The 19,885-nt window shown below is 39.5% G+C and carries 24 protein-coding genes and 1 other RNA gene; 10 read left to right on the forward strand and 15 right to left on the reverse strand.

Features of this window, described 5'->3' with window-relative positions; translation table 11 throughout:
* A complete protein-coding gene (gene nudC / locus CRO21_RS10455; protein ID WP_097079261.1) occupies positions 1–768 on the forward strand; it encodes an NAD(+) diphosphatase in 768 nt (255 codons plus the stop codon).
* A gap of 1 nt (position 769) precedes the next feature.
* Here nudC and CRO21_RS10460 read toward each other — a convergent pair whose 3' ends face one another.
* The 4 genes from CRO21_RS10460 to CRO21_RS10475 are packed head-to-tail and all read right to left on the reverse strand — an operon-like array spanning position 770 to position 3,803.
* Positions 770–1,609, reverse strand: a complete 840-nt coding sequence (locus CRO21_RS10460) for an alpha/beta hydrolase (RefSeq protein WP_097079262.1) — start codon at positions 1,607–1,609, stop codon at positions 770–772.
* Positions 1,610–1,615: 6 nt separating this feature from the next.
* Complete coding sequence (locus CRO21_RS10465; RefSeq protein ID WP_097079263.1) at positions 1,616–2,389, reverse strand: BON domain-containing protein; 774 nt, start codon at positions 2,387–2,389, stop codon at positions 1,616–1,618.
* A gap of 40 nt (positions 2,390–2,429) precedes the next feature.
* Positions 2,430–2,846: a YraN family protein gene (locus tag CRO21_RS10470; protein WP_097079264.1), complete on the reverse strand. Its 417-nt coding sequence runs from the start codon at positions 2,844–2,846 to the stop codon at positions 2,430–2,432.
* A 3-nt stretch (positions 2,847–2,849) separates the two neighbouring features.
* Positions 2,850–3,803 carry a penicillin-binding protein activator gene (locus CRO21_RS10475; RefSeq protein WP_097079265.1) on the reverse strand — a complete coding sequence of 318 codons (954 nt, stop codon included), beginning with the start codon at positions 3,801–3,803 and terminating at the stop codon, positions 2,850–2,852.
* A gap of 13 nt (positions 3,804–3,816) precedes the next feature.
* Here CRO21_RS10475 and rsmI point away from each other — a divergent pair, with 13 nt between their 5' ends.
* Both rsmI and CRO21_RS10485 read left to right on the forward strand, forming a co-directional pair.
* Positions 3,817–4,659, forward strand: coding sequence for a 16S rRNA (cytidine(1402)-2'-O)-methyltransferase (gene rsmI / locus CRO21_RS10480; protein ID WP_097079266.1), 843 nt, complete (start codon positions 3,817–3,819; stop codon positions 4,657–4,659).
* Between the two features lie 188 nt (positions 4,660–4,847).
* Positions 4,848–5,393 (forward strand): YceI family protein, encoded by a 546-nt coding sequence (locus tag CRO21_RS10485; RefSeq protein WP_097079267.1) that lies wholly within the window; start codon positions 4,848–4,850, stop codon positions 5,391–5,393.
* A 90-nt stretch (positions 5,394–5,483) separates the two neighbouring features.
* Here the strand turns inward: CRO21_RS10485 and CRO21_RS10490 are convergent, their stop codons facing one another.
* From CRO21_RS10490 to CRO21_RS10520, 7 genes are all read right to left on the reverse strand, one after another.
* Positions 5,484–5,735 (reverse strand): hypothetical protein, encoded by a 252-nt coding sequence (locus CRO21_RS10490; protein ID WP_097079268.1) that lies wholly within the window; start codon positions 5,733–5,735, stop codon positions 5,484–5,486.
* Between the two features lie 157 nt (positions 5,736–5,892).
* Positions 5,893–7,140 (reverse strand): FAD-dependent monooxygenase, encoded by a 1,248-nt coding sequence (locus CRO21_RS10495; RefSeq protein WP_097079269.1) that lies wholly within the window; start codon positions 7,138–7,140, stop codon positions 5,893–5,895.
* Positions 7,137–8,345 (reverse strand): 2-octaprenyl-6-methoxyphenyl hydroxylase, encoded by a 1,209-nt coding sequence (gene ubiH, locus CRO21_RS10500; protein ID WP_097079270.1) that lies wholly within the window; start codon positions 8,343–8,345, stop codon positions 7,137–7,139. Before ubiH ends, CRO21_RS10495 begins: the two co-directional genes overlap by 4 nt.
* Positions 8,346–8,359: 14 nt before the next feature.
* Entirely contained in the window at positions 8,360–9,079 is a 720-nt protein-coding gene (locus CRO21_RS10505; RefSeq protein ID WP_097079271.1) for a zeta toxin family protein, read from the reverse strand.
* A 21-nt stretch (positions 9,080–9,100) separates the two neighbouring features.
* The gene (locus tag CRO21_RS10510) at positions 9,101–9,325 is read right to left on the reverse strand and encodes a hypothetical protein (RefSeq protein WP_097079272.1); all 225 of its coding nucleotides are present in this window, start codon (positions 9,323–9,325) and stop codon (positions 9,101–9,103) included.
* A gap of 111 nt (positions 9,326–9,436) precedes the next feature.
* Complete coding sequence (pepP, locus tag CRO21_RS10515) at positions 9,437–10,753, reverse strand: Xaa-Pro aminopeptidase (protein ID WP_097079273.1); 1,317 nt, start codon at positions 10,751–10,753, stop codon at positions 9,437–9,439.
* Positions 10,754–10,781: 28 nt separating this feature from the next.
* Positions 10,782–11,393, reverse strand: coding sequence for a UPF0149 family protein (locus CRO21_RS10520; RefSeq protein WP_097079274.1), 612 nt, complete (start codon positions 11,391–11,393; stop codon positions 10,782–10,784).
* Between the two features lie 65 nt (positions 11,394–11,458).
* On the opposite strand from CRO21_RS10520, the gene CRO21_RS10525 reads away from it, so the two are divergent.
* The 4 genes from CRO21_RS10525 to CRO21_RS10540 all read left to right on the forward strand — a co-directional run bounded on the left by CRO21_RS10525 (position 11,459) and on the right by CRO21_RS10540 (position 12,885).
* Positions 11,459–12,016 carry a hypothetical protein gene (locus CRO21_RS10525; RefSeq protein WP_097079275.1) on the forward strand — a complete coding sequence of 186 codons (558 nt, stop codon included), beginning with the start codon at positions 11,459–11,461 and terminating at the stop codon, positions 12,014–12,016.
* Positions 12,009–12,305, forward strand: a complete 297-nt coding sequence (locus CRO21_RS10530; RefSeq protein ID WP_171294032.1) for a cell division protein ZapA — start codon at positions 12,009–12,011, stop codon at positions 12,303–12,305. The genes CRO21_RS10525 and CRO21_RS10530 overlap by 8 nt, the downstream gene beginning before the upstream one ends.
* A gap of 109 nt (positions 12,306–12,414) precedes the next feature.
* A non-coding RNA gene (gene ssrS, locus CRO21_RS10535) (6S RNA) lies at positions 12,415–12,595 on the forward strand.
* 59 nt (positions 12,596–12,654) lie between these two features.
* Positions 12,655–12,885 (forward strand): type II toxin-antitoxin system ParD family antitoxin, encoded by a 231-nt coding sequence (locus CRO21_RS10540; protein WP_171294033.1) that lies wholly within the window; start codon positions 12,655–12,657, stop codon positions 12,883–12,885.
* Positions 12,886–13,196: 311 nt separating this feature from the next.
* Here the strand turns inward: CRO21_RS10540 and CRO21_RS10545 are convergent, their stop codons facing one another.
* Entirely contained in the window at positions 13,197–15,620 is a 2,424-nt protein-coding gene (locus tag CRO21_RS10545; RefSeq protein WP_171294034.1) for a TonB-dependent siderophore receptor, read from the reverse strand.
* Between the two features lie 252 nt (positions 15,621–15,872).
* Here CRO21_RS10545 and CRO21_RS10550 point away from each other — a divergent pair, with 252 nt between their 5' ends.
* Complete coding sequence (locus CRO21_RS10550) at positions 15,873–16,094, forward strand: DUF2281 domain-containing protein (RefSeq protein WP_097079278.1); 222 nt, start codon at positions 15,873–15,875, stop codon at positions 16,092–16,094.
* A gap of 98 nt (positions 16,095–16,192) precedes the next feature.
* Positions 16,193–16,474 (forward strand): type II toxin-antitoxin system VapC family toxin, encoded by a 282-nt coding sequence (locus CRO21_RS17900; protein ID WP_378234935.1) that lies wholly within the window; start codon positions 16,193–16,195, stop codon positions 16,472–16,474.
* 192 nt (positions 16,475–16,666) lie between these two features.
* Here CRO21_RS17900 and CRO21_RS10560 read toward each other — a convergent pair whose 3' ends face one another.
* Both CRO21_RS10560 and CRO21_RS10565 read right to left on the reverse strand, forming a co-directional pair.
* The gene (locus CRO21_RS10560) at positions 16,667–17,659 is read right to left on the reverse strand and encodes a FecR family protein (RefSeq protein ID WP_097079280.1); all 993 of its coding nucleotides are present in this window, start codon (positions 17,657–17,659) and stop codon (positions 16,667–16,669) included.
* Complete coding sequence (locus CRO21_RS10565) at positions 17,652–18,170, reverse strand: sigma-70 family RNA polymerase sigma factor (RefSeq protein ID WP_097079281.1); 519 nt, start codon at positions 18,168–18,170, stop codon at positions 17,652–17,654. Before CRO21_RS10565 ends, CRO21_RS10560 begins: the two co-directional genes overlap by 8 nt.
* A gap of 267 nt (positions 18,171–18,437) precedes the next feature.
* Here CRO21_RS10565 and CRO21_RS10570 point away from each other — a divergent pair, with 267 nt between their 5' ends.
* Positions 18,438–19,133, forward strand: coding sequence for an SIR2 family NAD-dependent protein deacylase (locus CRO21_RS10570; protein ID WP_097079282.1), 696 nt, complete (start codon positions 18,438–18,440; stop codon positions 19,131–19,133).
* Positions 19,134–19,416: 283 nt separating this feature from the next.
* Here the strand turns inward: CRO21_RS10570 and CRO21_RS10575 are convergent, their stop codons facing one another.
* A complete protein-coding gene (locus tag CRO21_RS10575) occupies positions 19,417–19,842 on the reverse strand; it encodes a GNAT family N-acetyltransferase (protein ID WP_097079283.1) in 426 nt (141 codons plus the stop codon).
* Positions 19,843–19,885 lie beyond the last annotated feature (43 nt).

A 19,885-nucleotide genomic window follows, 5' to 3' on the forward strand; every position in this document is an offset into this window, starting at 1 on the left:
ATGTCTGTATATCTGGCCTATTTGTTTAGCGAACAAAGTCTGGTGGTCAATCAAAATCTTGAATTGCCCCAGATTGAAGCCATTCAAAATGATCTTTTTGTCGAGCAGGTTAAAAATAAGGTCATTGTGCGGGATATAAACCCGAATACCCAGTTACCCGAAGGCTATCAACTGGTTCCGATTCGTGAGTTGATTATGCATTGGTCATCTCATCAATTTGAACAGGCATCCAAAGCCAAACAACTGCTCGAATGGCGCCGCAACCATAAGTTTTGTAGCCATTGTGGACACGAAACCGTCGAACATGATACGCAATTTGCAATGGTTTGCCCTACGTGTCATTACTACCAATATCCGCGGGTACAGCCCTGTATTATTACCATTATTACCCGTGGCAAAGAAATTCTTCTGGCCAAAGCCAATCGTAATCAAAATAATATGTATGGTTTGATTGCTGGTTTTGTAGAAGTGGGTGAAACACTGGAACAGGCAGTGCAACGTGAAGCCATGGAAGAAATCGGTCTTAAATTAAAAAATTTAAAATATTTATCAAGTCAACCTTGGCCATTCCCTTCCAATCTGATGATTGCCTTTCATGCCGAATATGACAGTGGCGAAATCGTATTACAGGAAGAAGAAATCGCCGATGCAAAATTTTTTGCATTTGACCAGCTTCCCAAGATTCCAATCCCGGGAAGTATCGCCTATAAAATGATTGATGATATGGTGCAGCACTTATCCCATATTGATCAATCCAAAACGGACTAATCTAAGGCTGATCAATAAACTCAAGCATCAGCCGTCGGGTTTTAAACAGCCTGTCGATACCTTGCGCCAGCGTAGCAATAATACTGACATGTGTCGTTGCCGGGATACGACAGACAGTGACTGCATTTTTGACATGCAGTAAAGCCTGTTGCATCTTCTCGGTATTGTAATCCCCGACCAGTTGATCATTACTCGCCAATAACAGCAAATGCCGAATCGAATTATGAAAAGTAAAAAAACTTGGCATAATCAACTCTGGCGCGACAGTCTGGTCAAACGCATATTTTGCAATTGGATCGCCACGATGTTCAAACGAATAAGGACCTGCGATCCCAATGATGGCCTGAATTGCATTTAAATTGTGAATGGAATACTGAAATTGCTCACCATGATACACTGCTGCCATCACATTTAAAGCACCGGCAGAATGACCCAATAAAATGATCTGATCGGCAGCATAGCCATATTGATTGGCTTGTTGTGACGCTGACAGCCAGTTAATGGCCTGAATCACATCTTCAACATAAGTCGGATAAAGATGTTCAGGCGCAAGCTGATAATTCATGCAGGCCACATAAAAACCATATTTCGCCAGATTCTGTGCCAAAAAAATATAGTCGGTCTTACTGCCATGTTGCCATGAGCCACCATGTACAAATAAAATTAAAGCTTTATTTGCACGTGGTTGGTTTGGAACATATAAATCCAGCTTTTGTCGATCCGATGCCGTGGCATAGCTTAGATCAGAGTGACACTCGGCATGCTTGCCCACGGTTAACTGATTTAAAACATAATTCGGAACATCATACCAGTGAAATTTTTCTAAAAATGGTATATGCATGGGCGATTATGGCTCAGCACTCACTGGTGCACTCTGGATATTGTCCTGTGCCGGTACTTCATTGACAGGCTGTTCCTGATTCGGATCAATCGCAACCGGTGTTGGATCAGCCAACGGTGTAGTGGTGACTGAGCCCAAGCCTACACCAGCGACATTGGAACTACTGGCAGCAGCCGGTGCAGCAGAAGCAGAAGCACTACTTTGATTCTGCTCAACGTTATCAATTAAAGTAACAATCTTACTGACGTTCCCCACATTTTGTAAAACATTATTTAAATCGGCAATTTCCGCATTATTCAAACGCCCCATGACATACAGTACCGCATCTTCGGTATGAATCAGGACTTTGCTTTCACGGATTAACGGTGCTCTTAACAATAAAGCCTTGGTATTTGCAGTCACACCAAGATCCTGCATGATAGTGGAATAACTCACCTGATTACCGACTGTAATAAAATTATGCACTGCTTTGACATCGGTCATGGATTTGACATTGTCTTCAGCCAATTGTTTTAAATGTTGATCAGGAACTTGTCCAGTCAGTAACACACTACTGTGAAAACTTTCGATATTGATACGTGACTGCTTAAAGCGAGCATCGAGTTTATACAGATTAATTTTTGCAGTCCGTTCAATCGACTTGTCAATCACGACTTGTCCCAGACTTCGTTCTCCAGACTCGGTACCCACAGCACTTGAGGTATTATTGGCAATAAAAGACGCACATCCTGTACTTAATGCGACAAATAACGATAGAGTTACAATTTTAAAAGTTTTCACAAGGACTCCAGCTAACGCACAATTTTAAAAAGCTCATGTGTTACATTGTATAAGCATTTTTGATCCACTGTAAATTTACCGTTTGTTGCTGCAATAAATCCATAAAATTTTTTGATAAATGCTCGACAATGCTATTTACTGAACAATAATCCAGTGCAACAACATCAAAACGACAATCAAAATGCTCATACTCGGGATATTTTTGTAGAAAATGCTGCGCAGCTAAAATTGTTTTTGCCTGTTTTTTCTCATCCACACTTTCCAGTGCTGTCGCAAAAGCACTGTATTTTCTGGCCCGAACCTCAGCAAAGACCAGACATTCTTGATCCAGCATAATCAGATCTACCTCACCATAACGGCAATGAAAATTACTGTATAAATGCTGTAGCCCCACATGCTGTAAATATGCCAAAACCCATTGTTCGGCATATCGTCCAATTTCAGTCTTTTTATACATTCATCACAAGGCTTTTACAGCGGTTTTTTGTGATTGAAAACACTGTGGCTCACGGGAAATAATATTATCCACAATTCGAATCTGTCCGGTACGTCCTTTAAATTCAACCACACTATTATTCTTACGATTTTGCAAAGCATCTGCAATTTGCCATGCATCTCCACCAAAAGCGATTAATCGCTGAAATGGCATTGTTACCGGCTTTTGTTTATACGCATCCAGTACGTCTGACCATTGCCCAGTATAAAGTGCAGGCGTATCACAATAAATCATACCTTCCGGAATTGGCTGCTTTTCCTCAATGGCGAAAGGTAAGGTATAAATGTTTTTACTCGGTAGTTTTTGCTGGGTTAACCATTTACCCGACCCTAACAGCAAAACACCCTGTTTTTTCTTGGAGAAAAATGGTAGTTTTTCTTTGACTTCCATTTTATTGCCCCAAAGCTGTGCCATGGCATCATAGAAACTCTGGGTTTGTTCAATGCTATTAGGATCACGCAAGACAATAATATTCTCGATACCGTCCCATTGCATACGCTTGGTTAATGCCAATGCATCTTCTTCTTTGGCCAGTGCAAACTGATAAACATTGGCTGATTTGCCTGTGACTTGATTTAAAGCCAGCGTTTTCACTTTGGGTTGAAGTTTGACCAATTCCTCGACATTTTGTTTATCCAGTGGTCCAATCACCAATTCTGTCGTTTTACCGACATTTTTTTGTAAAATACTGGATAATGACTGTCGCTGATGATCAACGAATTTAAACTTGTATTTATTACTCGCTTGATGATTGGCTTGTATCAAACCACGCTTAATACTGTCTGTTGCACTGGCCATTGCACCAGTTTCAGGTAGAATAACCAAAATTTCTGCCTGCACCATTGCAGAAACAGCAAATGTAGAAACAGTAAGTGTCAAGCTGACCAAAACATTTAAACCTGATTTTTTATATAACATGGAGTTTTTCCTTATGAGTGCTCAATTATTTGTCGTTGCAACCCCGATTGGGCACTTAGATGACATTAGCTATCGTGCGATAAACGTCCTGAAATCTGTAAAATTAATAGCAGCAGAAGATACCAGGCAATCGGCACCTCTGTTAAAGCATTATAATATCACAACACCTTTAACTGCCTGTCACGATCATAATGAAGATCATAAAATAAAATCAATTATCCAAAAGTTACAAAATGGTGAAGATGTTGCCCTGATTAGTGATGCTGGTACACCATTGATTAGTGATCCAGGTTTTCGTCTGGTGCGTGCAGCACAACAGGTCGGCATACGGGTTACGCCTGTACCCGGTGCGTGTGCGGCTATTGCAGCACTTTCCAGTGTCGGCTTACCCAGTGATCGTTTCCTGTTTATCGGCTTTCTGCCATCAAAAAGTACGCAACGTCAAACACAATTAGAACAACTTAAAAATCATACCGAAACCATTATCTTTTATGAAGCGCCGCATCGTATTGTAGACAGTCTGGAAGATATCAAGACGATTTTTGGTGAACAACGTATTATTGGTTTTGCCCGTGAAATCACTAAAACCTTTGAAACCATCGTACAAAAACCGGCTGTAGAACTACTAGAATGGGTTAAACAGGATCCTAATCAACAAAAAGGTGAAATCGTACTGGTGGTTGCAGGTAATCCACTGGAACAGGATCATCAACAAGATAAAATAGATGAGCTATTAAAGCGTTTACTTCAGGAGTTAAGTGTAAAATCGGCATCACAGCTGGCGGCGGATCTGACTGGTTTAAAGAAAAAAGTACTGTATCAACGTGCATTAGAGCTAGAAGCTGAAAAGAATTAAATACTGATTCATTTGTTTTCAACATTAAACTTGCTAAATATTGATGCATTTTTAAACATTTTATTGCTTTTCCCCCAATAAATGTTGCATAAATGCACTCAATTGCTCACAGCACCACGTAACTTTTTACATTTTGCTGGTCTATACTTGAGCTTAAATGGAACAAGATAAAGGTTAGGGAGTTACTTATGAAAATGCCCATCATCTATGGATTTGCTTTTTCTGCACTGAGTCTGTTCGCAGTGCAGACATATGCAGCACAATGGAATCTGGATGGCTCAAAATCAAATGTTGGCTTTACCACACAAGGTACTGGTGGAACTAAGGCTAATTTCAGTAAAGTTCAAGGCAATGCGACATTTGATCCTAAGAATATTAATAACACCAAAATTAATCTTGAGATTAATGCCTCAAGCTTGAGTGCAGGCATTAAAACACCTTTATACAAAGGCAGTAATGGTCTGAATGTCAGCAAATATCCTAAATTGACTTTTAAGAGTACCGGGATTACAGCCCTTTCAGGTAACCGTTACAAAATGGATGGGCTATTAACCATGCATGGTGTCACCAAACCCACCACCTGGACGCTCAATATCAATCCTGAAGGTGATACATTAGCAATGACCGCCAGCACACAGATTGATCGTACTCAATGGGGCATGACGCATTTTGAGCATTTAATTGATGAAACCATCACCTTAAATGCCAAAACCAAATTTGTGAAGGTGCAATAAGAAATCATTTCACCTAATTAAATGCCAATAAAAAAGCAGACTGGATCACCAATCTGCTTTTTACGCACTTTTTACTTGATAAAAACAGCTTTAATCTTTGGCTGATTCGTCTGTCGGCACTTGGGTAATCTTGCCACCCTGTGCTAGGAAACGAGCAAGCTCATCTTCCAATTGTTCACGAATATGTTGCTTGGCTGTTACAGTTAAACTTTCGGCCTCTACAAGATCCGCATCAGATAAATTTCCCGAATCTTCATCGCCACCTTTTTGGGCGGCTTTGGCCTCATCTTCGTCTACCGTTTGATCTTCACGATCTTCATCATAGTCATTTGCTTCAGACATGATCGTTCTCCTGCCCCATAAAAAATTTCCAGTTTATTTAGGCGAAATTTAACAATCAAAAAACATTTCGCCTAGTCCTATTTTTCAGTTTTTTGTATATTTTTTCATCATAAAGTTGCTTTTGTTCAATCTTTGAACATAAATGCAAATTTTTGCGCTAAACATACCGTGTCTGACGTAATGCAGACAAACCGCTGGCCTGTTCACTAAAAAATTCGATGAGCTTCGGCTGTCCCGATACAAGATGCATGCCTTCACTTCGCAGCCATTGTAATGGCTTTAATTGGGCTTTATTGATCCAGCCAAGTCCAGACATACTATGCATCATCATACTGTTATGCAAACGACGTTGATGTTCATATTTACGCAAGGTTTGAATATTTGCCCATACCTCACGCTGCATATCTTTAAGCAGGCAATCCACCAATACACCTGCATCAAGACAACCCAGATTGACACCTTGTCCTGCCAGTGGATGAATGACATGTGCCGCATCGCCAACCAAAGCCAGCCCCTCACTTACATACTGCTGTGCCTGACGCGCAATGAGCGGAAAAGACGCCCGTGAAACCACTTGCTGTAGCTCTCCCAACATATAATGACTAGCTTGAGTCACTTTTTGCTGAAATTCTGCGTCACTCAATTGACTGTATTCCTCAGCATAGTCGGATGGCAAAGTCCAGACAATGGATTGCCAATAACCTTCTTGTACTGGATTGAGACTGTGCATGGGTAAAAATGCCAGTGGCCCGGTGCTTAAGAAAATCTGCCTAGCAATATGCAAATGCGGTTTTTCTGTTCGGATTGCACAGCTGATTGCGGTTTCCTGGTAATTCAGTATATCCAGCTCAATCCCTGCCTGATTTCGTACAAAAGAATTCGCCCCATCGGCACCAATCAATAATTCTGTTTCAAGTTGCTCGCCTGTACTTAAAGTCACCTGCCATGTATGCGGTAATTTTTCCAGTCGGATTACTTTGACATCATTGCGGTAATTCTTAACTTCTTGTTGCAACTCGGTTTGAATGGCAAGATTCAAAATACTCGGTTCAACCATACTTCCCAGCCAGTCATGCTGCATAGGCATATGTGCTGTACCCTGCCCAAACAGGATTTCCCCCATGCCATCACGATTCCAGACTTGCATACCACTATAAGGCTGATGTCGTTTTAAATGCTGCCAGATACCTGCGTGTTGCATCAATTTCATGGATGCCAGATTGATGGCCAATACTCGTGGATTGGTCTGTGCCAGTACCTGTGCTTCATCCAATCTAGGAGAAGCATCCAGTACTGTTGCCTGAATCCCTGCTTTGGCCAGTAATAATGCCGTAAGACCACCGACCAAACCACCACCAACAATGATGACCTGACGAATTTTTGCCTGATCCTGCTGTTGTGTCATGCTTTTAACCCCATTGCAAAATTTGCCACCATCGGTTTAATCCCCGGTACCAGATCAAAGGCCAAAAGCCCGGTATTCCGTGCCAGTTTGAGAATCGGATTATTATTGCTGAATCCACGCACGATACGATCACAGAAGAAAATGACTTTTTTCTGATCGGCCAAACGGGCCTGTTCATAGTTCTTTAATACGTTTTCATCGCCAAGATCCAGATGCTGTGCAAATTGATGCTGTAAATATCGCACCAGTACGTGTGCATCGCGTAAACACAAATTAAAGCCCTGACCTGCGACTGGATGAATGGTATGGGCTGCATTTCCCATCAAGACCACACGACCTGAAACCTGTTGATGTGCCAGCACCTGTGACAATGGATAACAAAACCGCTTACCGGTTTTTTCAAATTTACCAGCACGGTCACCGTAAGTTTGCTGTAAAGCGTCAAGGAAATGCTGATCGTTTTGCTCACCCAGCCATTCCTGTTCAGTTCCTTTTTTTACCGGCCACACTACGGAGCGTCGATATTCTCCCGGTAAAGGCAGTAAAGCCAGCGGTCCGAGTGGGCTGAATCGTTCAAAACCAATCTGTTGATGCGATTTTGAGGTCTGAACAGTGGTCACAATCGCCACCTGATCATAATCATGTACTTCAACACCAATTCCCAAGGCCTGACGGCAAAAAGAATCTCGACCATCGGCTGCAATGACGAGCTTGCTTACAAGATTTAATGTTTTTTCGGCCTGTGTTGCAGTTAAATAGACTTGCTCTGCATCCTGACGGAGCGCACTAACACTCACGCCATCAATCAATTGAATCAAGGCATTTTGTTGAGCTTCACCTAATAGCACCCGACCTAACCAGGCATTTTCAATCACCTGACCAAAACTTTCGACCTTTTCTTCAGTATTGACCAGTTTGGCTTTACCAAAGCTTCCCTGTTCGGAAATATGTACCTGTAAAATCGGCGTGGCATGTTGTTGTAATTTGTCCCACAATCCCAGTTCCTGATAAATCTGTACACTACGACGTGATAAAGCACTGTTACGTGCATCAAAACTAGAATGATATGGAATGTCCTGATCAAGAGCATCGTGAGGATACGTAATTGCTTCAAGCAATGTCACCTGAATATCACATTTTGCCAACATCAGCGCCAGACTTAATCCTACCATTCCCCCGCCAACAATAATGACTGGATTATCCATATACATTTCCTTTATTAAAATCGTTGTAGCACATAATGTTGAAACCATTGCGGTACAGCATCCGCCTGTAATACCAATTCTTGTCCGGCATTAACCTCGCATAAAAACGCATGCTGTCCGCCATCACTGGAATTATCAAAAATAAATGCCCGATCAGCAGCAAAAATGGCATCAATTAATAATTCCAGACTATTGTAATAACGTTTAATGATTTTATCTCTTGCAACAGCATGACCACCAGTTTGTACCCGATATTGCACCCGAGAAACATTAATTTCAGGATCAATCGTCGCAATATAATACAAATAGGTTCTATACCCCTGCTGCTGTGCCAGTTGTAAAAATTCTACCTTACTTTGATGTGACATTACCGTTTCAAAGGTAAAAGACTTTTTTAGCCTTAACAACTCAATCCTTAAAGAATCTACAAGCGTCGAGGCAAAATAGGAATTTATGCTTATTTTACTGCAATCCAGTAACGTTCCATGAATTAACAAACACTCTGGGTCAATTGTAATCCGTGGATGATGGCTTAAAAAATCCAAAAAGGCATCTGCGTCAATATGTAAGTCATAAACAGAAAAATCAAATTGAGGGGTCTCTCGTAATTGTTTTTCAATATCATCGGCATTGAGATAAAAGCCCAGTATTTTTATAGGTATAATTTCTTTCATGGTACTCTTGCCGGAACCATTAGGACCTGCAAACATTCGTAATCGTGGGACTTTCGCCATCTCACAGCACCAATCAGAAGCTTAGGCTGTACGTATAATCTTGCTACCACGAACCACTGATATAGCAGAATGTACAGGCTTTATCACTTTTTCAATGCCATCTTTGGACAGCAGTACCAAATGATCATTCTTCACCACCAGCACATCATGCGTTGCCAATGCTTTTTGCTGGGCATCATGCAAAGCGTCAACTGCTTTCTCTGCAACCTGACGTTCCTGTTGATCAAATTTATGCGTCATCGACATGGCACACCTCTTTTTCCCATTGCATTGAATATAACAATAAGCCGAATCACTGACAAGCGCAATGCCCTGACGATCCGGCTGATACTGGTAAAATTTGATGTTTGCTTGGGTTTAATGACGCATCAAATGCTCAATATCATCAATGGATTTAACCACATCTTTGGTTAATACGCGTGGTCCCTGCTCTGTCACGACCACATCATCTTCGATACGGATACCGATACCACGCCATTTAGCATCAACCGTATCATCATCAGGCTGAATATATAGACCCGGTTCCACGGTCACCACCATACCTGCCTGATAAAGCCGCCACTGCCCATCAATTTTATAGTTACCGACGTCATGCACATCCATGCCGAGCCAGTGCCCTGTACCATGCATATAAAATTGATTATAGGCTTCTGCTTCAATAAGCTCGTTTACTTCGCCTGAAAGCAATCCCAGATCAACCAGACCTTCAGTCAAAATTCGGGTCACAATTTCATGTGGATGGCGATAATGATTACCCACCTGAGTTGCTTCAATTGCAGCCAATTGTGCTTTAAGCACCACTTCATACAAAGCCCGCTGTTCAGCTGAGAATTGACCATTCACCGGAAAGGTACGGGTAATATCGGCAGCATAACACTTATATTCACAGGCTGCGTCAATCAACACCAGATCACCGTCACGAAGCAGTTTATTATTTTCAACATAATGCAAAATACAGCCATTTGCACCACCGCCGACAATACTGTTATAGGAAGGCACACAGCCCTGTTGACCAAAAATATAGTTGAGTTCGGCTTCCAGCGCATATTCCATCATCCCTGGACGCACCGCCTGCATTGCCCGCGTATGGGCTTTGGCACTGATATTGGCAGCGATTTGCATCAACTCTATTTCTTCGGCAGATTTAATCAGGCGCATTTCATCCAAAATCGCATCGAGTTGAATAATCTGCTGTGGCGCACCACCACCTTGACGCTGCTTTTTATTGGCCTGATTACACCATTCACCGACACGTACATCAAACTTTTTGGTCTGACCGAAACGAATAAATAATTTTTCTTTATTTAGTAAAAATGGCACAATCTCATCATCAAGATCTTCGATGCTAAATGCCTGATCGGCATCATATTCTGCCAATACACCTTCAATTCCGGCACGATAACCAGTCCAGATTTCCATAGCACGATTTCGTTCACGACAAAATAAAGTATAGCTATAGTCGCCATTATTATCTGTTTCCAGCACAGCCACCGCTTCCGGTTCATCAAATCCGGTCAGGTAATAAAAACTGCTATCCGCTCGATATTTATAATCTGCATCACGATTACGATACATTTCATCTCGTGTCGCAATGATAGCAATTGCATTGCTTCCCATTGCCTGTACAAGACGCTCACGACGTGAACGAAAAACGGATTGATCGAGTTTAGACATGACTTAACCTTAATATTAAAATATCAATTTAGCTTGGACGGTGCGGAGTAAACATTTCTACAACATTATTGCCTTTATCGGCAAATAAGGTATTTTTAAGCAATGAAGTTTCGGCGACAGGTAATTTTTTGCGGCCAGTTGACAGACTCAATGGAATTAAGCGTACAAACTCATAAAGTTCGTTAAAGCTTTCTTCGCCTTCTTCGTCATCATCACCCTCGGTAAATTCAACAGCAGCGACATCCTGTAAATGTTCGATCCATTCTGCTTCATCACTACGAATATGTCCCGATGCCAGACCAAAACCGAGCACTACCCCAGCGCACCAGTCTGCCAATGCCGCAACACGTTCTGCAAGCACATGCTGATCATCCGGCAACATGGGTAAATAATCGAGTTCAGCATCATTTAATGCTGCGGCAATATCCTCGGCTTCTTCGGTCAGCAGTGCCAGCACCTCGTCATCAAGTGGCGGAATTTGCAAGGTATTGAGAATTGAAATCCACTCTTGTTGTGTGGGCGGGTTGGTTACACAGACAATACCCGTCAAAATTCCATGTAACTCACTGGGGCTTGATAATTCCTCAATCCCACCAAAAACTTCTTGCCACGTTTTCCAACCACTAATATCGTCTTGCATTCGTATTTCCAATCTCTATACTGCATAATATATTATCGAGTAAATAGGTTTAATGCGATACTACTATGTTAGAAGAATTACAGCATTTACAGCAGCAGATTAAAACGCTTATTGATTATTCGGCAAACTTGCAGCAAAGTTTATCGAATAAAGAACAGCAACATGCTAAATCTACTCAACAGATACAGTCTGAACTTTTACAGTCGCAAGGTCTAGCCAAAGATTTGGAAAATCGCCTAAATAGCAGCCAGTCCGAACTAAAACAATACAAAGACGGCATGCAACAATTACAGGGTGAACACCAGAATCTGCATGATAAGTATGTTCGTCTGGAAAATAGCTGTGCCGAACTGCGTAAACGTTTTGAAGCGTTAATTGAACAACGCAACAAGTTAAAAACCGACTATGAAACGGTAATTCATCAAAATGAAACATTACAACAACAAATCAAGGAACTCACGTTTAACCGTGACCAATTGTTGAAAAAAAATGAGCAGGCCAAACATAAGGTTGAAGCAATTATCCAACGTCTGGCGATCCTAGGTACATCACAAGATACCTATGCACAGGAAATTCAGCAATTAGCCCACCCAAATGCAGATGAGAGCAAATTCTATGAGTAATATTGCAGCCGTTGAATTATGGTTACTCGATAGCACCTATAAACTGGGTTGTCCGGTGGACAAGCAAGATGAGCTTAAAGGTGCCGGTGAATTACTGGAACAAAAATTCCGTGAAATGCGAGCTGCCAATCCACGCATGGACAATCAGAAAATTGCGGTCATGGTTGCCCTGCAACTGATGCAGGATGTGGTGGAATTGAACAAATCCTTACAAAGCTATAGCCAGTGCGAACATGTCCTTGGCGATATTATTGATGATCTGGATCAACAACTTAAAAATATTGGCTAATATTCTCTTTTAAACACAGGATTGAAAGAATCCGTGAGAAATTTTGTTATATTTAGATCAATCGCTCGCTTAGCTTTTTACAAATCCAAAGATAGCCGTTATAATAAGTCCATCTCTGGGATGTTCGCCAACAGGTCTATTCCCCTGAGCCGATATCATCACTTACGGATATGGTCTGCATAGTTTTGGTGTATGTCTACCCTGTGTAGAAAACCGAAAAATTATGCGTCGTGTCCACCTTGAACTTTAGGGTTCAAGGGTAATGATCTGTAGCGGCATTCTGGAGTGTTTAATTTAATAATAAAAATATCAACCAACTAATTAATGCCTAAAAATCAAGAGGTGTATGATGACGTCTATAACCCTTAACTTGCCTGATGAACTGGTAGAAAAAGTAAAACAAGCCGGTTTGCTTGAGTCTTATCATGTGGAAAATATGTTTAAACAAGCTTTACTAGCACACGAAGATCAAAAGCTTATGGCTATTCGTCAAGCATTGATAGATGGCGAGCAAAGTGGTGAAGCCAAAGCCTTTGATGTGAATGCATTTAAACATAAAATGATTGCTAAACATGGCTGAATATCTGCTTAGTCCCTTGGCTGAACAAGATATGGAAGACATTTTTGACTACACTGTAGAACAATGGGGTTTTGACCAAGCCATGATTTATTTTGATCATAGCATTTCAAAAATTGGCAGATACATCATATCTAATTGGTCATGCCGGACTTGATCCGGCATCCAGTACGGTATATGCAAGCAAAACGGTTATGGACGCTCTGGATTCCTGAGATGCGACTAAAGCATCGCAAGGCAGGAATGACTGTACGTTAAACTTGACAACCCTGCTGCCCTAAAGGGCAAAGGGTAATAAATATTGTTTTGAAAGATTAAAATTGCGTCTTTACAGAAAAAGCCACTGTTCTTGGGTCGCCTAAATAGTTACTACTTGTCCAGTAATCTTTGCCTGTCAAGTTAGAAATTGTCAGATTAAATATGGTTGAGTGTTGTACAATCTGAGTATTGTATCTTACACCTACATCAAATAAGGTATAAGCAGGAATCTTATCGGTATTTGAAGTATTACCATACTTTTCACCAGTATAATACGCTCCACTACTAAGGGTTAAACCTTCAATTGCTGGAATCTGATATTCAGCATAGATTTTTGCCATTTTAGCCGCTGCATTGGTTGGTTTTTTACCTTCAATTGCTGAATCATTGAATTTTTCCACACTTAAATCCATCCACGTACCTCCGCCTATAAGGGTTAGATGATCTGTGGCTTTACCAGTAAAAGTAAATTCTAGCCCCTGATGGATTTGTTCGCCATCCTGAACATATTTTGGTATTGGCGTTGCATTATCAGAATACTGGTTGGATTTTTCTATCCTAAATAAAGCAGTTGTAAATAATAATCTATCATTGAAACTATATTTCGCCCCAACTTCATACTGTTTACTGACAAGTGGGTCAAGTATCTCTCCAGCATTTGAGTAAGTATCTCCTACTATCGTACCTTGCTCTAAGCTTTCAATATAGGTTACATAAGTGGTTAAATCTGTAAAAGGTTTGTACATTAAAGATAAAGTGGGTGTTAATGCAGATTTATTATAAGGTTTATTTTTTATTCCACCACTATAAGCTGTTTGAATTACTGTGGCATAATTTGCTCCAATTAAAGCATTCCATTGCTCATTAAATACAATATCATCACCTATTAAAATATTTTTATATTGTGTTTTTGAAGCAGGTATGATTTTACTACTAGATATAATATTATCTGAAATAGATAAATTTTTTATATCATTTAAAGTTAATCCTGTTAGATAAGTCCATTTAGTCCAATTTTGTGGTTGTTTCACTTGAGAATAATTTTCTGAATAACCTATAGTTAAAAGATGATTTACTCCTAAAGTTTCTAATTTACTATCTAAATATACACTTCCTGCATAATTTTCCATTTCTTGTGCTTGAGAAGAATATTTACTGGAATAAACATCAAATAATCCATCAGTTCTTGTATATATTAGTGGTCCTCCTATATATTTTCTATCTGCTTGTTCATAAAGAAAAGAATTTCTAAGAGTAAATATATCATTGATATCCCATTTTAAACTTGATACTACCCTATCATTTTTTTCATCAGTAGATGCCCAATTTGGAAAAAAACTTTTACTTACATCAAGTTTAGGACGAATTGTATTTGAACTTACTGTAATAGGAAGTTTTTGCTTTGTTCTTTCTAATTCTCTATGTACATAATTAAGATCCATATAAAAGTTTTCTGTGGGTTTATAATCCAGTGTAAAGCTGATAAACTTTTGTTCTTTTCCAATATCTGCAACAGAATCACCATTTTGATATAGTGCATTCACTCGATAACCAAAAATATTATTTTTATCGAATTGCCCACTTAAATCAATATGTCCATAATATTGATCACCACCATAGTTTCCTATTTTTATACTTTTTTTATTTTCAAGTGTTGATTTTTTGGTGACATAATTTACTGCCCCACCAACTCGTCCTCCACCATATAAAAATCCGGTTGCACCACTAATGGTTTCAATTCTTTCTAAATCCTCCATCGTGGTAAAGCTATACCATCCAGCTAATGGGAGACCATTAATCACAGCATTATTTGAAGAAAATCCACGAATCACATTATAGTAATTTCCACTCCACTGATCTCCCCCATCTTGAGTGATCGGATTCATTTTAAAAATTTGTGCCATATCATTGGCTTGTACATTTTCGATGAGTTCTTGCGGAATTACCGTCATCGAATACGGTGTATCCTGTAAAATACGTTCTCCCCAAATTCCCACGCCAGTAATATTTTTCACTAAGTAACCATCTTCGGCACTGCCATTTTTTTCTGCCGTCACAGTAATCACAGGAAGTTGAGCAACATTTGAATCATTTGTGGCGACCCGACGGCTAGCACTTGCAACCACATTAATCGGCTTGAGTTGCCCCATATCACGAACTTGCTGTTTTTCTTGTTGTTCTAATTTTTTTAAACTATATACCGTCCCATCAGCATTTTTAACCAGTTGTAGACCACTTCCAGCCAAGGCCAGATGAAATGCTGTATCAACAGCATAGTTACCATGAATCGCAGGTGCAGTTTTATCTTTTAAAACTTGCGGATCAGCGCTCATACTTACATTATTCTGGCGGGCGATTTGTGCCAAGGTTTGCGCCAATGGTGCAGATGCAATCTGATAAGTTGATGTTTGTGCAAAAGCAACGTGCTGCATACTTGCCACAATAGCAAGTGTTAATACGTGATAACGAATAAGTAACATCTTCTAAAACCCCCAACAAAGTGGAAAAATAATTGATTCACCTTATATGTCACTTAAGAAATGCAAATCCCCTCAACAGAATCGATTTTTTTTTGATATTTTGTTTTATATGTTTATTTTTCATTCACATCCAATTTTTCCTGATAAAATTATTTTACAATTTGGGTAACAACTGATTCATTTAAAATTTGATCATCACACATAATATTCTGTTATGATTTTATGATAAACAGAGGAGTTTTAGGTTAAAATATGAGCATAGCACAAGCAATATTTCTGCAAGTTCAAAATTTACCCGAAGACCAAGCTAAAGAGGTTTTGGACTTCGCAAATTTTTTAGCGCAAAAATCAACATCCGCAGAAACTAACCACAAGGGTAAAAGAAAATCTAATTTATTGAAAAATAAAGTGAAAATTATTGATGAGGACTGGCATAAACCAAACTATACTATTGAGGAAGATTTTTATCAATGAATTGTTATTTATTAGATACCCAAATTCTAATTTGGTGGATAAGTAATGCTGAAAAACTCCCTTTATCTATTTACCAATAGATCGAAGATCAAAATAATATAATTTTTGTAAGTGCTGCAACGATATGGGAAATAGGAATTAAGCAATCCATAGGTAAATTATATGTCAGCGATCATTTACTGCAAGATATTGTACAACATGGATTTGAATTACTAAATATATCAGCACAACATGCAGACTATGCAGCAAAATTACCTTTATACCATCGGGATCCTTTTGATCGTATGCTCATTGCTCAAGCCAGTATTGAGCAGATTCCGATATTATCTACAGATAACTTGTTTAAACTATATTTACCATTTCCATTCATTCAAGTATAAAATGTACAAAACATATTCCACATTTGGCATAATTTCTCTAATTTAAATTGGAACCCTTTTAGATAAAATAATTTGGGGCTGAACTACATAAAATTTTAGAGTCAAAGTGTAAAATATCTCATATCCATCAGAAAGCTTATTAAAATTTTTACATACAAGGCAACATCCTTTGAATTGATCAACATTGAATACTTAACTTTTTGCATTGATATAGACTAAATCCAGTTTTTTATAGACTTTAATCGGTTGCGTACTTTGCAAAATTTGTAAAATCTTATCGGTATCGTTGAGATAAAACACACCATATACTCTAATGGTTTTGGCCTGTTCACTCAGATAAATAGGGCCGTTGTGATAAGGTTTGATCAGGGTAATAAATTCGGACAATGGCATGTCCTCAACCTGTAAAACACCATCTTTCCAGCTTGCCAGTTGATTTGCTGCAATATTCACATCATGAATTTGATCTTGGTCCACCCGGACAACCTGTCCCTGCTCTACCACTTTGGATTGATGGATATTACTTGCTTTAACCGTATGTTGCAGTACTGCAAGATCACTATAATTTTTATGCTTTTGCACCATGAATTCTGTACCGAGTGCCTCCATCTGTGCTTGCTCGGTATGTATCACAAATGGACGCGTTGGATCGGCTTTGACATCAGCAATTAATGTACCGTCCAATAGATAAATATTTCGCCCTTGCGCGTTATAATCTACCTTGATTGCAGAATATGCTGCCAAAGTAATTTTACTGCCATCTTTAAGCGCAATTTCTTTTTGCTCTGCGGTTTGCGTATAGTAATCTGCTTGTATAAATGATAGAGGTCGGGTTTGTTGTAACCATAATACAGTGCCTAGCACAGCAATAATGACAAACGATGTTCCACCTTTAAGCATACGTTTGGTATGGCGTTTTTTGGCTTGTAAGACTGTTTTTGTGATTGCCTGAACGGGTAAGTTTGCTTCCAGACTTTGTTGTTGTAACTGTTGAAAAGGCCGGTCAATGTCATGCTGTAAGTTTTGCCATGCCTGCTGATGTAAGGGATTTTCATACAACCACTGCTGAAAATCCTGTTGATTCTGCTCTGTTGTTAAACCAGATTCCAAAAGCACCATCCAGTCGATTGCCTGTAACATGACCGTATCGAGTTGTTCAGGATTATTTTTCAGTTCATCAGTCATTCAGGATATTTTTACGTTGCAATAAACAATGAATTGTAGCCTGTTTGATATAACGTTCAACTGTTGCCAAGGAGAGATTCATGATTTGGGCAATTTCAGGATGCGTTAAAAGTTCCAGTTTCTTTAGTAAAAATGCGTGTTGTACCTTGGGTTTTAACCCGTCTAACAGTAAATCAATACGATTTAGGGCATCTTGTATCATACAGAGTTGTTCGGCAGGAATGGATTCTTCTACACCATAATCCTGCAAGCTTTGCAAATAGGTTTGTTCCAGATCTTGCTTACGCCAGAAATTAAATAATTTTCGTTTGGCAATGGTTAGTAAAAATGCACGTTGTTCCCGAATTTGAGGTATTGCCTGAGGTTTTTCTAATAGCGATAAAAAAGTGTCTTGCACAATATCAGACGCCATATCAGGACGATGCGTCAATTGTTTTTTTAAATAATTATTCAGCCAGACATGATGATCCCCATAAAGTCGATTCATATTCTCTTGTGTAGCTGAAGACATAGCAGAACTCAATCAATAAGACTTAGCAATAAATGATAGTGATTATTATTTATTTCAATAAATTTGGCAATACTTTTTATGAATCTGCTATTGAGTTCATTCGACAAGCAAATACCTGCTCTTTAAAGAGAATAAAAATTTTGTATTGCTTAACTTTAGCCTGCAAAAATAGTCATAAATTTATTGTAACATCTTAGAAATTTTGATTTTATCTTAAGTACATTCTATTAAACTCAAACTAATATTCTCTTGATTCAATAGGTGGCTATGAAAAAGCTGGTGGTGTTTTCAGGTGCAGGCATGAGTGCGGAAAGTGGTATTCAGACCTTTCGTGATCACGATGGCCTTTGGGAAAATTATGATGTCCGTGATGTCGCCACACCCGAAGCTTGGGCAAAAAATCCAGAATTGGTACAACGGTTTTATAATCAGCGTCGTAAACAAATTCTTGAAGCACAGCCCAATCTTGCCCATCAATTGATCGCCAAGCTTGAACAACAATTCTCAGTAACTGTGATTACCCAAAATATTGATGATCTACATGAGCGTGCCGGGAGTCGCAATGTCGTGCATTTACACGGTAATATCAGACTGGCCAAAAGCTCGGCACCAGACGCACAATATACAACAACCTTTTATCCAATCGAAGGCTGGGCACTTGACCTGGAACGGGATCGATGTCCACAAGGTTACCCCTTACGACCACATGTAGTATGGTTTGGCGAGGCTGTACCGGAATATGAACGTGCCATCGGCCTTGTACGTCAAGCCGATATTTTTATTGTGATTGGTTCAAGTCTTAATGTTTATCCAGTTGCAGCACTGGTTGATGAAATTCAGAGTGATTGTCTGGCTTTTTTAATTGATCCAAAAGCAGATCAAAGCCGAGTTCCCAAACAATATCAACGGATTCTCATGACGGCAAGTGCAGGTATGCAATACTTAACGACGCAACTCATTTAATTAGGGTCTGTTGACATTTCGTTTATGATTGCGACAGTGGTTGTTTTTTAGGCAATACGAGGCATGAATAGTGAAATTTAGTTATTCTAAATGAACTATTCATAACGCAGTAGTGTCAAAAAACAACCCTGTCCCAAAGGGTTGTGGCTAAAATTCCCCCATACGTCGTTACAAAGCTTGACAAGGGAATAGCCATTGCCTTCGGTTTGTCTTGCGGAGTACACTCCTCATCTGAAGAAATTTTAGCCTACAACGCAATCTATTTATCAAATGTCAACAGACCCTATAGTTTTTTCATAAAATATTTAGGTGATTCGATATAACCTTGTTGATTATAAAATTGATGGGCAAGCTGTCTACGTTCATGGCAATGTAACTCTATACGATCACATCCCCTTAGCTTTGCAATTTCCACACATTTTTGCTCTAGCATGTGTCCAATACCCTGTTTTTGGCATTGTTCAGACACAACAAGATAGTCAATCCGCGCAAAATCACCAGCGAGTGCGATCTGCAAAATAATAGAAATCGAAATAAAGCCAACAACCTGTTGGCAATCATCTACTGCGACAAAACAATAATTATTGGGACTTGCAAGAATGAGATTTAACTTACCATGGATAAAATGATCAGTTGCAGGATAGCCAAGCTCCGCCAGTAATTTCACAATCTCTGGACAATCCTCTAGCCTTCCTGCTCTGATTTGCATTTTTACTGCTCCCAATTCTTCGAATTATTGGCAATATATAAAA

The organism is Acinetobacter puyangensis (genome assembly GCF_900096995.1).
GTDB lineage: Bacteria > Pseudomonadota > Gammaproteobacteria > Pseudomonadales > Moraxellaceae > Acinetobacter > Acinetobacter puyangensis.